This is a genomic window from Sphingomonas beigongshangi, from assembly GCF_016820445.1.
Lineage (GTDB): Bacteria > Pseudomonadota > Alphaproteobacteria > Sphingomonadales > Sphingomonadaceae > Sphingomonas > Sphingomonas beigongshangi.
The window spans coordinates 214,108-226,580 of sequence record NZ_JADHDT010000006.1; the positions used below are offsets into that span (position 1 = coordinate 214,108).

At 66.9% G+C, this 12,473-nt stretch carries 11 protein-coding genes; all 11 read right to left on the bottom strand.

Annotated elements, in window-relative coordinates; all coding sequences use genetic code 11:
• Window positions 1–37 precede the first annotated feature (37 nt).
• Complete coding sequence (locus IQ292_RS12560; RefSeq protein WP_238941047.1) at window positions 38–364, bottom strand: GCN5-related N-acetyltransferase; 327 nt, start codon at window positions 362–364, stop codon at window positions 38–40.
• Entirely contained in the window at window positions 364–1,764 is a 1,401-nt protein-coding gene (lpdA, locus tag IQ292_RS12565; RefSeq protein WP_203310652.1) for a dihydrolipoyl dehydrogenase, read from the bottom strand. The genes IQ292_RS12560 and lpdA overlap by 1 nt, the downstream gene beginning before the upstream one ends.
• 131 nt (window positions 1,765–1,895) lie before the next feature.
• Window positions 1,896–3,122 (bottom strand): 2-oxoglutarate dehydrogenase complex dihydrolipoyllysine-residue succinyltransferase, encoded by a 1,227-nt coding sequence (odhB, locus tag IQ292_RS12570; RefSeq protein ID WP_203310653.1) that lies wholly within the window; start codon window positions 3,120–3,122, stop codon window positions 1,896–1,898.
• Window positions 3,123–3,252: 130 nt separating this feature from the next.
• A complete protein-coding gene (locus tag IQ292_RS12575) occupies window positions 3,253–6,234 on the bottom strand; it encodes a 2-oxoglutarate dehydrogenase E1 component (protein WP_203310654.1) in 2,982 nt (993 codons plus the stop codon).
• 240 nt (window positions 6,235–6,474) lie between these two features.
• Window positions 6,475–7,359, bottom strand: a complete 885-nt coding sequence (gene sucD, locus IQ292_RS12580; RefSeq protein ID WP_115379064.1) for a succinate--CoA ligase subunit alpha — start codon at window positions 7,357–7,359, stop codon at window positions 6,475–6,477.
• A 49-nt stretch (window positions 7,360–7,408) separates the two neighbouring features.
• A complete protein-coding gene (locus tag IQ292_RS12585) occupies window positions 7,409–7,705 on the bottom strand; it encodes a GIY-YIG nuclease family protein (protein WP_203310655.1) in 297 nt (98 codons plus the stop codon).
• A gap of 45 nt (window positions 7,706–7,750) precedes the next feature.
• Window positions 7,751–8,713, bottom strand: coding sequence for a malate dehydrogenase (mdh, locus tag IQ292_RS12590; RefSeq protein ID WP_203310656.1), 963 nt, complete (start codon window positions 8,711–8,713; stop codon window positions 7,751–7,753).
• A 120-nt stretch (window positions 8,714–8,833) separates the two neighbouring features.
• Complete coding sequence (locus IQ292_RS12595) at window positions 8,834–9,898, bottom strand: acyltransferase family protein (protein ID WP_238941082.1); 1,065 nt, start codon at window positions 9,896–9,898, stop codon at window positions 8,834–8,836.
• Window positions 9,899–9,978: 80 nt separating this feature from the next.
• A complete protein-coding gene (gene zapE, locus IQ292_RS12600) occupies window positions 9,979–11,088 on the bottom strand; it encodes a cell division protein ZapE (protein ID WP_203310658.1) in 1,110 nt (369 codons plus the stop codon).
• Between the two features lie 15 nt (window positions 11,089–11,103).
• Window positions 11,104–11,571, bottom strand: coding sequence for a PaaI family thioesterase (locus tag IQ292_RS12605; RefSeq protein ID WP_203310659.1), 468 nt, complete (start codon window positions 11,569–11,571; stop codon window positions 11,104–11,106).
• 115 nt (window positions 11,572–11,686) lie between these two features.
• Window positions 11,687–12,472 (bottom strand): succinate dehydrogenase iron-sulfur subunit, encoded by a 786-nt coding sequence (locus IQ292_RS12610; protein ID WP_203310660.1) that lies wholly within the window; start codon window positions 12,470–12,472, stop codon window positions 11,687–11,689.
• Window position 12,473: the final 1 nt, after the last annotated feature.

Here is a 12,473-nt window from a genome sequence, read left to right on the forward strand (position 1 = left end):
GCGCCGCACCGCCGCGCGGCGATGCATTCCCTGCCGCCTATCCCCGCTTGCCGCGCCAGCGCAGCGACTGCCGGTTGAGCGCCGCGAGATCGACGGTGCCGGCGATCGCCGCCTCGCCGAGCGCGATGGCCTCGACCAGCGACGCCGCCGCGATGTGGCGATAGGCCGGCCGCCGCGCCACCACGTCATACCATCGGCCGCCGACGGCATTGTCGAGCAGGATCCGCTGGAAACAATGGTCCGCCCGCACGGGCCAGCCGCGCTCTCGGGCAAGGCCGGGCAGCGTGACGCGCGTCAGGCGCAGCCACGCCGCCTCCAGCGCGGCGCGGTCCGGTTCGGGACCCTGCGCCGCGCCGCCGGACATCAGATGTGGATCGGCTTGCCGGTCACCGCCATGGCGGCTTCCTTGATCGCTTCCGAATGCGTCGGATGGGCGTGGCAGGTGTAGGCGATATCCTCGCTGGTCGCGCCGAATTCCATCGCCTGCGCCGCCTGCGCGATCATCGTGCCGGCGACCGAGGCGATCGCCCAGACTCCGAGCACGCGATCGGTCTTGGCGTCGGCGATGATCTTCACGAAGCCGTCGGGCTCGTGATTGGTCTTTGCCCGGCTATTGGCGAGCATCGGGAACTTGCCGACCTCCACCTCGCCCTTCGCCTTGGCCGCTTCCTCGGTCAGGCCGACTCCGGCGATCTCGGGCCAGGTGTAGACGACGCTCGGAATGACGTCGTGGTTCACGATGCCGTGCTGGCCCGCGATGTTCTCCGCGACGGCGATGCCTTCGTCCTCCGCCTTGTGCGCTAGCATCAGGCCCGGTGCTACGTCGCCGATCGCCCAGACACCCGAAACGTTGGTACGGAAGTCGTGGTCGATCTCCACCTGCCCGCGCCCATTGAGCGCAACGCCGGCCGCCTCCAGGTTGAGACCGTCGGTATTGGGCTTGCGGCCGATCGAGACGAGCACCGCATCCGCGTCGATCGTCTGCGCCTCGCCACCCGCGGCGGGCTCCAGCGTCAGCGTCGCGACATCGCCGTTCACGGCAACGCCCGTGACCTTCGTCGACAGCTTGAACTCGAGGCCCTGCTTCTTGAAGATCTTGTTGGATTCCTTGCGCACGTCGCCGTCGAAGCCGGGCAGGATCTGGTCGAGGAATTCGACGACCGTGACCTTCGCACCCAGGCGACGCCACACGCTGCCGAGCTCGAGCCCGATCACGCCGCCGCCGATCACGACCATGTGCTCGGGCACTTTGGGCAGCTCCAGCGCGCCGGTCGAGTCGACCACGACCTTCTGGTCGATGGTGACACCGGGCAGCGGCGTGACGCTGGAGCCGGTCGCGATGACGATATTCTTCGCGCGGACGGTGCGGCCCGCGACGTCGACGCTGTCCTTGCCCGTGAAGCTGGCGCGACCCTTCAGCCACTCCACCTTGTTCTTCTTGAACAGGAATTCGATACCGCCGGTCAGTTGCTTGACGGCGTCGCGACGCTGGCCGTGCATTGCCTCCAGGTCGAGCTCGGGCGTGACCTTGATGCCCATCTTCGCCATCGCGCCGTTGGCCGCGGCGTCGAAATATTCTGAGGCGTGCAGCATCGCCTTGGACGGGATGCAGCCGACGTTGAGGCACGTGCCGCCCAGCGTCTCGCGGCTCTCGGCGCACGCCGTCTTCAGCCCCAGCTGCGCCGCGCGGATCGCGGCGACATAGCCGCCGGGGCCGGCGCCGATCACGAGGACGTCATAGTCGTACTGCTGTTCGTCAGCCATTTTATCATCTCCACCCCGGCGAACGCCGGGGTCCAGTTACGGGGCGGATGTGGGAGTGCGCAGCCCCGATTACATCTGGCATCCCCACGTGCCGCCCCGACCCTCGCCGGACTGGCACGCGGGACACGCGCTTACAGGTCGATCAGGATCCGGGTCGGGTCTTCGATCGCGTTCTTGAGCGCGACGAGGAAGGTCACCGCCTCGCGGCCGTCGATCAGGCGATGGTCGTAGCTGAGCGCGAGGTACATCATCGGGCGAACGACGACCTGGCCGTCGCGGACCACCGGGCGCTCCTCGATCCGGTGGAGGCCCAGCACCGCCGACTGCGGCGGATTGATGATCGGGGTCGACATCAGCGAGCCGAACACGCCGCCGTTGGAGATGGTGAAGGTGCCGCCCTTCATCTCGTCCATCTTCAGCGTGCCGTCCTTGGCGCGCTTGCCGAAGTCGCCGATCGTCTTCTCGATTCCCGCGACCGACAGGTCCTGCGCGTCGCGGATCACCGGCACGACCAGGCCGTTCGGCGCGGACACCGCGACGGAGATGTCGGCATAATCGTGGTAGACGATCTCGTCGCCCTCGATGCTGGCGTTGACGGAAGGAATGTCCTTCAGCGCCATCGTCGCGGCCTTCACGAAGAAGCCCATGAAGCCGAGCCGGACGCCGTGCTTCTTCTCGAACAGGTCCTTGTACTTGGCGCGCGCCTCGATCACCGCGGTCATGTCGACGTCGTTGAACGTCGTCAGCATCGCGGCGGTGTTCTGCGCTTCCTTGAGGCGCTTGGCGATCGTCTGGCGCAGGCGCGTCATCTTGACGCGCTCTTCCTTGCGGCCACTAGTCGTCGACGGCGCAGGTGCGGACTGCGCTGCGGGCGCACTCGCGGCGGCGGGCTTGGCGGAGGCGGCGGCGGCGACATCCTCCTTGGTCAGGCGGCCGTCCTTGCCCGTGCCCTGGATCGTCGACGGATCGACGCCATGCTCGAGCACCGCGCGGCGCACGGACGGCGAAAGGGCAGCCGCCGCATCCTCTGCCGGCTGTGGCGCGGCGGCGGCAGGCGCGGGCGCCGCAGGGGTCGCGGTCGCGGCGGGTTCGGCAGCCGGGGTCTTGGCCGGCGCGCCGTCCCCCGCCTCGATCGTCGCGAGCAGCGCGCCGACCTCGACCGTGTCGCCGACCTGGACCGCATGCTGCCCCATCACGCCCGCGACGGGGCTCGGCACCTCGACGGAAACCTTGTCGGTCTCCAGGCTCGCGATCGGCTCGTCCACCGCGACCGCGTCGCCGGGCTGCTTGAGCCATTCGCCGAGCGTGGCCTCGGTGATCGATTCGCCGAGCGTCGGCACCGTAACTTCAGTCGCCATTGTCTCTATCCTTCTACCCCGGCGATGGCCGGGGCCCAGTTGCGCAACGGTCCGGGTCAGGCGCTGCGCGGTTTACATCTGCTTTCCCAACTGGGCCCCGGCACGGCCGGGGTGCTACGTACCTACCCTATCAGCTCGTCGGCGCCTGCGCGGGCCGCGCGGTCGTCGTGCTGCCCTCGGCACGCGTCCGGCGGATTTCCTCGCGCACGTTATGGCCGAGCGCATCCGCGACCAGCGCACCCTGTTCGGCGGTATGCCGCTTCATCAAGCCCGTTGCCGGCGAAGCGGCCGCCGCGCGGCCGGCATAGCGGGCGCGCGCCACACGTGCCTTGGCCATAGCCAGCGCCTCTTCGATCAGCGGTTCGACGAAGAACCAGTAACCGTTGTTCTTCGGTTCTTCCTGCGCCCAGACGACGTCCTCGAGGTTCGGCAGCTTGGCGATCCGCTCCGCGAGCGCGTCGGTCGGGAAGGGATAGAGCTGCTCGACGCGCACGATCTGCGTGTTGGCATCGCCCGCCGCATCGCGCGCCTCGATCAGGTCGTACGCGACCTTGCCCGTGCACAGCACCAGACGCTTCGTGTCCGCATCTGCCGCACCATTGGTGTCGGACAACAGGCGCCGGAAGTGACTGTCGCCCAGGAAGTCCTCCGCCTTCGAGACCGCCAGCTTGTGACGGAGCAGCGACTTGGGCGTGAACACGACCAGCGGCTTGCGGAAGTTGCGGTGCATCTGCCGGCGCAGCAGGTGGAAATAGTTCGCCGGCGTGGTGCAATTCGCGACCTGAATGTTGTCGCCGGCGCACGATTGCAAGAAGCGTTCGGGACGCGCCGAGCTATGCTCCGGCCCCTGCCCTTCGTAGCCGTGCGGCAGCAGCATCACCAGACCGTTGGCGCGCAGCCACTTGGACTCGCCGCTGGTGATGAACTGGTCGATCATGATCTGCGCGCCGTTGACGAAGTCGCCGAACTGCGCCTCCCACATCACCAGCGTCTTCGGATCGGCGAGCGCATAGCCATATTCGAAGCCGAGCACGCCATATTCGCTCAAGGGGCTGTCCAGCACCTCGAACCGGCCGTGCTCGACCGTCTGCAACGGCACGTACTTGTGCTCGTCGGTCTGGTCGACCCAGACCGCATGACGCTGACTGAACGTGCCCCGGCCCGAATCCTGGCCCGACAGACGCACGCCATAGCCCTCCGACAGGAGCGAGCCGAAGGCGAGCGCCTCGCCGGTCGCCCAGTCGAAATTCTCGCCGCTGGCGAACATCTGCCGCTTCGCGTCGAGGACGCGTGCCAGCGTCTTGTGGATCTGGACGCTGTCCGGCACCGTCGTCAGCTTCCGGCCCATCGCGTCGAACAGCTTGCGGTCCAGGCCCGTCTCGACGTTGCGACGACCCTGATCGGTCTCCTTCGGCGCCGACAGGCCAGACCAGCGGCCGGCGAACCAATCCGCCTTGTTGGGCTTGTAGCCCTGGCCGGCCTCGAACTCGCCCTCGCAGCGCGTGACATACTGCTTGATGTTCTGGTCGACCCAGGCCTGGTCGACGACGCCCTCCGCGATCAGCCGCTTGGCGTAGATCTCGCTGACGCCGGGGTGCTTGCGGATGATGTTGTACATCAGCGGCTGGGTAAAGCCCGGCTCGTCGCCCTCGTTATGGCCGAAGCGGCGATAGCACCACATGTCGATGACGATGTCGCGGTGGAACTTCTGCCGGAACTCCATCGCCATCTTGGTCGCGAAGGTCACCGCTTCGGGATCGTCGCCGTTGACGTGGAAGACCGGCGCCTGCACGCCCTTGGCGACGTCCGACGGATAGGGCGACGAACGCGCGAACTGCGGGCTGGTGGTGAAACCGACCTGGTTGTTGATGATGAAGTGGACGCAGCCGCCGGTGTTATACCCGCGGATGCCCGAGAAGCCGAGGCATTCCCAGACAATGCCCTGCCCAGCGAAGGCTGCGTCGCCATGGATCAGCACGGGCAGCGAGGCGCTGTGGTCCTTCAGGTCGCCCGCGATCGTCTGGATCGCGCGCGTCTTGCCGAGCACGACCGGGTTCACCGCCTCGAGGTGCGAGGGGTTGGCGACTAGGCTCATGTGCACCGTATGGCCGTCGAACTCGCGGTCCGACGAGGTGCCGAGATGGTATTTCACGTCGCCGGACCCGCCGATGTCCTCGGGGTTGGCTGAACCGCCGGCGAATTCGTGGAAGATGACGCGCAGCGGCTTGCCCATGACGTTGGCAAGCACGTTCAGCCGACCGCGATGCGCCATGCCGAACACGATCTCGCGCACGCCATATTGGCCGCCGTATTTGATCACCGACTCGAGGGCCGGGATCATCGACTCACCGCCGTCGAGGCCGAAGCGCTTCGTCCCGACATACTTCTTGCCGAGGAACTTCTCCCACTGCTCGCCCTCGATCACCTTGGTGAGAATGGCCTTCTTGCCGTCGGTGGTGAACTCGATCGCCTTGTCCTGGCCTTCCATTCGCTCCTGCAGGAAGCGCCGCTCCTCGACGTCGACGATGTGCATGTATTCGAGGCCGACATTGCCGCAGTAATTCTTGCGCAGCGTGTCGACGAGCTGGCGGATGGTCGCCCATTCGAAGCCCATCGTGCCGCCCAGATAGACCGGCCGGTCGATGTCGGCATCGGTGAAGCCGTGATAGTCGGTGCGCAGGTCCTCCGGCATCTCGCGCTTGGCGAGGCCGAGCGGGTCGAGGTTGGCGGCTAGGTGGCCGCGGACGCGATAGGTACGGATCAGCAGCTGCGCGCGGATCGCATCGCCCGCCGCCTTGATGATGTCCTCCTTGGACGGCGCGGGCGCCGCCGCGGCGGCCGGGGCAGGCTTGCCGCCGCCCTTGGCCGGCTTGGGCGCGGGCTCCATCTGCGTCGGGTCGAGGCCGGCGGTCAGGTCATCGGTCGTGGTCAGCGGCCAGCGCTTGTTCGTCCAGCTCGGACCGCCCGCGCCGCGCTCCAGCCCTTCGAAGAAGGTCTGCCAGCCGCTCTCTACCGACGTCGGGTCGGCCTGGAACCTGGCGTAGAGCGCCTCGATGAACGCCGGGCTGACGCCCTGTGCGATGTCACTGAAATCCTGGCCTTCGTAGCCCATCGTCTTCGTCCTTTTTTCCCTCTCCTGTCGGGAGAGAGTTTTGGGGTCGGCCATGCCCCCGGCATGGCCTGAACATTGCGGAGCAATGTTCACCCCAGAACTGGGCCCGCCCGCATCAGCGGGTGGGAGGGTGAGGGGGAAACGGAAGCCCTGCGGCATCCCCCTCATCCAAGCTTCGCGAGCCGGCGAGCCGGCAAGCTACGCTATCCTTCTCCCACAGGGGGAGAAGGCTTGTTCGTCTCAACCCTTCAGCACCTCGAGCAGGGTCGAGCCCAGCTCCGACGGCGACGCCGCGACCTTGATGCCGGCGGCCTCCATCGCCGCGATCTTGTCCTCGGCGCCGCCCTGGCCACCCGAGACGATCGCGCCGGCATGGCCCATGCGGCGGCCCGGAGGCGCCGTGCGGCCGGCAATGAAGCCGGCCATCGGCTTGCTGCGGCCGCGCTTCGCCTCGTCGCGGAGGAACTGCGCGGCTTCCTCTTCGGCCGAGCCGCCGATCTCGCCGATCATGATGATCGATTCGGTCGCGTCGTCCGCCAGGAACAGCTCGAGCACGTCGATGAAGTTGGTGCCGTTGACCGGATCGCCGCCGATACCGACCGCCGTCGTCTGGCCGAGGCCGGCATTCGACGTCTGGAACACCGCCTCATAGGTCAGCGTGCCCGAGCGCGACACGACGCCAACCGAACCCTTCTTGAAGATCGAGCCCGGCATGATGCCGATCTTGCACTCGCCCGGCGTTAGCACGCCCGGGCAGTTCGGGCCGATCAGCCGCGACTTCGACGCCGACAGCGCGCGCTTGACGCGCACCATGTCGAGCACCGGAATCCCTTCCGTGATGCACACGATCAGCGGCACTTCGGCGTCGATCGCCTCCAGGATCGAGTCCGCGGCGAAGGGCGGCGGCACGTAGATGACCGACGCGTCGGCGCCGGTCTTCGTCACCGCCTCGGCGACGGTGTCGAACACCGGCAGGCCGAGATGCTCGGTGCCACCCTTGCCCGGCGTCACGCCGCCGACCATCTGCGTGCCGTAATCCAGCGCCGCCTTGGTGTGGAAGCTGCCGGTCTCACCGGTCATGCCCTGGGTGATGACCTTGGTGTTCTTGTTGACGAGGATGCTCATTTTGTCTCCTTGTTCCCCGGCGAAGGCCGGGGCCCAGTTGGGGAGGCGGTCATGGTAGAGCGACCCGATCGTAAAGGTCGTCCCATTCGGGATTGAGACCCTCGATCTCTCGCAGCTTCCACGCTCGCTTCCACTCCTTCATCTGCAGCTCGCGCTGCCGCGCTGACTCGATGCTGTCATGTACCTTGTACCAGACCAGGAACTTACAGCGGTACTTCTCGGTGAAACCCTTGATGATGCCGTTCCGATGTTCCCAGGCGCGCTTCGCAAGATCGCTGGTCACGCCTAGATACACCGCACCGTTCCGTCCGCTCGCCATGATGTAGACGTAGCCGGACCTTTCCATCTCGAGCGCCTTCCAGCTGGACCCCGGCCTTCGCCGGGGAACGTCTTACCCCAGGCTCTCGTCAATGCCCTTGCAGGCGACGAGCAGTTCCTTGACCGCGTCGACCGAGACCTGAAGGTTCGCCTCAGCCTCGTCCGACAGCTTGACCTCGACGATCTTCTCGACGCCGCCGGCACCGATCACGACAGGCACGCCTACATAGAGATCGTCGATGCCATATTCACCCGACAGGTGCGCCGCGGCCGGCAGGATGCGCTTCTGGTCGTACAGATAGGCTTCAGCCATCGCGATGCCGCTGGTGGCGGGTGCGTAATAGGCCGAGCCGGTCTTGAGCAGGGCGACGATCTCGCCGCCGCCGCCGCGCGTGCGCTTGACGATTTCGTCGACCTTCTCCTTCGTGGAGAAACCCATCTCGATGAGGTCGCTGACCGGAATGCCGCTGACCGTCGAATATTCGAGCACCGGCACCATCGTGTCGCCGTGGCCGCCGAGCACGAAGGTGTTCACGTCCTTCACCGACACGCCGAACTCCTCGGCGAGGAAGTGGCTGAAGCGCGCCGAATCAAGCACGCCGGCCATGCCGACAACCTTGTTCGCCGGCAGGCCGGAGAATTCGCGCAACGCCCAGACCATCGCGTCGAGCGGGTTGGTGATGCAGATCACGAACGCGTCGGGCGCATTCGCCTTGATACCCTCGCCCACCGCCTTCATGACCTTGAGGTTGATCCCCAGAAGGTCGTCGCGGCTCATACCGGGCTTGCGTGCGACACCGGCCGTGACGATGATCACGTCTGCGCCGGCGATGTCGGCATAGTCGTTCGAGCCCTTGATGCTCGCGTCGAAGCCTTCGACCGGGCCGCACTGCGACAGGTCAAGCGCCTTGCCCTGCGGTACGCCCTCGACCACGTCGAACAGGACGATGTCGCCCAGCCCCTTAAGGGCGGCGAGGTGCGCGAGCGTGCCGCCGATATTGCCGGCGCCGATCAGCGCGATCTTCTTGCGAGCCATCCAATCCTTCTCCGTGATGAGGGCATGAATTGGTCACGCCGCATAGGCCTATTGCGGCAATGGCACAACCGCATAACGGCGGATCATCAAGATAATTGATGATAATCGTTCGCAGTAGCGTTAAGCTGTGCGGAGCCGCGCTTCTGGTGGTGTGACAGCCGTCGTCGCGCCGGGTCGCAGGCGCATGAACGGCCGTTCGACGAGCCGGACGATCAGCGTGGCGCCGGCCAGGACGATGGCGTAGCGCCAGGCCGTGACCGCGGGCGCGGCGGCGAAGGGCGCGGTCGCATCCGCCAGCCGGCCGAGGCTGACGTGCCAGACATAGGCGGAATACGATATCCCGCCCAGCCAGGTGAGCAGCCGGAGCGGCCCCGCACGGCGCGGCAGCGGCATGCGGCGCAGGGCGACGATCACCAGCGCGGCCGCCATCCATGCGACGGTCAGACCGAATCCATAGCGGATGCGGGGATCGTCGATCGCGGCAAGGCCTGCAAAGGCGGACGCCGCGATGGCGAGGCATCCGCGGCGACGCGCCTGTAGCCAGACGAGGACCCGCGAGCCGTGACGTTCGCCCCAGGCTACAAGCATCCCCGCGGCGAGCGCGTCGATGCGATAGGGCGTCTGCCACTGAACGGCCACCGGCGCTGCGCCCGCCGCGAGCGCGCCCAACCGCAGCAGGAGGCAGCCGCCGAGCGGCACGAACAAAGCAATCGCCAGTCCGCCGGGCCCGCCGCGCCGCCACAACCAGGGGATCAGCAACGCAACGGCCAGATAGAAATGCTCCTCGACCGCCAGCGACCAGAGATGGTTCGGGACGCCGGTCGCGAAATTCTGCACGTGGAGGACGACGGGCAGCACCATCGTCCAGGCCGGCGTTCCGCCGACAAGAAGCAATATCGCGAGATACAGATAGAGCACCGGCCAGAGCCGCAGCACGCGGCGCGCGAAGAACCGGCGGCGCGAAAAGCCGGCGGGCGATGCGAGCTGGTCGAACACCAGCCCCCCGACGAGGAAACCGCTCAGCACGAAGAACAGGTCGACGCCCACCCACCCGACATCGATGAGCGGCTGAAGCAATCGATCCAGCGTCGCCGAGCCGGTCGCGACGCGCAGGTGGAAGAGCAGCACCCAAAGGATCGCGATGCCACGGATCACGTCGAGCATGCTGTCGCGGCGCGGATACATGGTCACGCGGATAGCGCGCGGGCGTTAACATTTCGGGGCGACGCGGTGGCACCCCGGGGGGCGGAGGCCGCGACCGCCGGCTAAGCCGCCTCGCCCGCCGCGCCATGCCCCTGGGCGAGATAGGCCTCGGAGCGCATCTCTTCCAGCCGGCTGACCGTGCGCTGGAATTCGAACCGTCCATCGCCCTCCGGATAAAGCGCGTCCGGCGCGGCGTCGGCGGCGGCGAGCAGCTTCACCTTGTGCTCGTAGAGCGCGTCGATCAGCTGGACGAACCGCGCGGCCTCGTTGCGGTTCTCCGGGCCGAGTTCGGGGATGCCGACCAGGATGACCGTGTGATAGCGGCGCGCGACGGCGAGATAATCCGCCGCGCCCCGCGCCTCGCCGCACAATTTCTTGAACGAGAAGACCGCGACGCCCTTCAGTGTCTTGGGCACGTGCAGCACGCGGCCCTGGACCGCGACATCCTCCGACGGGATCGGCTCGGTGACCTCATGGTCGGTGAGGCGGAAGAAGGCGGCCGACAGCTCCGCGGTCGCCTTGGGCCCATTCGGCACCAGCCACGTGTCCTGCTGGCCGAGGCGGTCGCGGCGATAGTCGACCGGGCCGTTTAGGGGGACGATGGTGAGATGGGTTTCGATCAGGGAGATGAAGGGCAGGAAATGCTCGCGATTGAGGCCGTTCTTGTAGAGATCGGCGGGTGCGCGGTTGGACGTGGTGACGATCGTCACCCCGGCCGCGATAAGCGCGGTGAACAGCCGGGACAAGATCATCGCGTCCGGACTGTTCGTCACCATCATCTCGTCGAACGCGAGCAGCCTGGTCTCGGCGGAAAGCGCCGCCGCGACCGGCGCGATGGGGTCGCCGGCTTCCTTGCGCCGCTCGATCGCGATGCGGCCATGCACCTCCAGCATGAACTCGGCAAAGTGGACCCGCCGTTTCGCCGCAACGTCGACGTGCGCGAAGAACAGGTCCATCAGCATCGACTTCCCGCGTCCGACGTCGCCCCACATGTACACCCCGCGCGGCGCGGTCCGGCGTCCGGTCAGCCGGGCTAAGATGCCGCCGCGGCGAGGCCGCTCCAGCGTCGCGGCGAGCGCGTCGAGACATTCGGCCGCCTCGCGTTGTTCGGCATCGGGGCGCAATTCGCCCGCGGCGATGAGCGCGTCATAGGCGGCAAGGACTCTGGTCAAGCGAACACTCGGGGGTCAGGCAGCGGACGGCGGCGTCGACTTGCGCAGCGTGGCGGAAAAGCTCGCGATCGTCGGCGTTTCGTCCTGCGCGATCAGCCCACGCAGGAACAAGAGGCGTCCGGTCTCCCGCAGCAGCTCGACCCGCGCCTCGACGGGACGGTCGAGCGCGGCCCCTCCGATGAATTGTGTCGCAAGGTCGAGCGTCACCGCACCGCCGGCCTGCAACACGCCGAGCCCTCGCGCGGCGGCGAACAGCGCGCAGTCGATGAAGCCGAGCAGGGCGCCGCCATGCATCTGGTCGCGCAGATTGCTGTGCTGGCGCCGGGGCGTCATGCGGACATGCGCCATGCCGTCGTCGACGCGCACATGGATCGCGCCGAAGACGGCATTGAAACGACTCTCGTCCCCGAGCTTCCAACGCTTCCAGCCGGGCAGCGCGGGATCGTCACCATAGGAAAAGAGCGCGTCCGACCCGTCGCTCACGCCCCCATGCGCCTTCCCCCACGCAGGCAAGGGGCCGGCATCGCGACGTTGCTGCGGGCAGGCGCGGCCTTACCGGCCGAGACCCGGCCTTCGCCCGACGGAAGACCGACCGTAATCAGAGGATGCGCTCGGCTTCCATCTTCTTGATCTCCGCGATCGCCTTCGCCGGGTTGAGACCCTTGGGGCAGGTGTTCGCGCAGTTCATGATGGTGTGGCACCGATACAGCCGGAACGGATCCTCGAGCGTGTCGAGCCGCTCTCCCGTCATCTCGTCGCGGCTGTCCGCCAGCCAGCGATAGGCCTGGAGCAGGATCGCCGGACCCAGGAACTTGTCGGCATTCCACCAATAGCTCGGGCACGACGTGGAGCAGCAGGCGCACAGGATGCACTCGTACAGGCCGTCCAGCTTGGCGCGGTCCTCCGGCGACTGCAGCCGCTCCTTGCCGGAGGGCGGCGGGCTGACCGTCTGCATCCACGGCTTGATCGAGCTGTACTGCGCATAGAAATGCGTAAAGTCGGGTACCAGGTCCTTGATGACGTCCATCGAGGGAAGCGGCGTGATCTTCACCTCCCCCTTGATGTCCTCGATCGCGGTGGTGCACGCCAGGCCGTTACGCCCGTCGATGTTCATCGAGCAGGATCCGCAGATGCCCTCGCGGCACGACCGACGGAAGGTGAGCGAGGAATCCTGCTCGCCCTTCATCTTGATCAGCGCGTCGAGCACCATCGGACCGCAGGTGTCCAGATCGATCTCGAACGTGTCGTAACGCGGGTTCTCGCCGGTATCGGGATCGTAGCGATAGACCTTGAAGCTTTTGACCCGCTTCGCGTCCGCTTTCGCTTTATGGACCTTGCCCTTGGCGCGAACCTTGCTGTTCTTGGGCAGGGTGAAGTCGGCCATT

Coding starts and splice junctions, on each gene's coding strand:
- IQ292_RS12560 (WP_238941047.1), bottom strand. CDS start 364: ATGTCCGGCGGCGCGGCGCAGGGTCCCGAACCGGACCGCGCCGCGCTG.
- lpdA (WP_203310652.1), bottom strand. CDS start 1,764: ATGGCTGACGAACAGCAGTACGACTATGACGTCCTCGTGATCGGCGCC.
- odhB (WP_203310653.1), bottom strand. CDS start 3,122: ATGGCGACTGAAGTTACGGTGCCGACGCTCGGCGAATCGATCACCGAG.
- IQ292_RS12575 (WP_203310654.1), bottom strand. CDS start 6,234: ATGGGCTACGAAGGCCAGGATTTCAGTGACATCGCACAGGGCGTCAGC.
- sucD (WP_115379064.1), bottom strand. CDS start 7,359: ATGAGCATCCTCGTCAACAAGAACACCAAGGTCATCACCCAGGGCATG.
- IQ292_RS12585 (WP_203310655.1), bottom strand. CDS start 7,705: ATGGAAAGGTCCGGCTACGTCTACATCATGGCGAGCGGACGGAACGGT.
- mdh (WP_203310656.1), bottom strand. CDS start 8,713: ATGGCTCGCAAGAAGATCGCGCTGATCGGCGCCGGCAATATCGGCGGC.
- IQ292_RS12595 (WP_238941082.1), bottom strand. CDS start 9,898: ATGTATCCGCGCCGCGACAGCATGCTCGACGTGATCCGTGGCATCGCG.
- IQ292_RS12610 (WP_203310660.1), bottom strand. CDS start 12,472: ATGGCCGACTTCACCCTGCCCAAGAACAGCAAGGTTCGCGCCAAGGGC.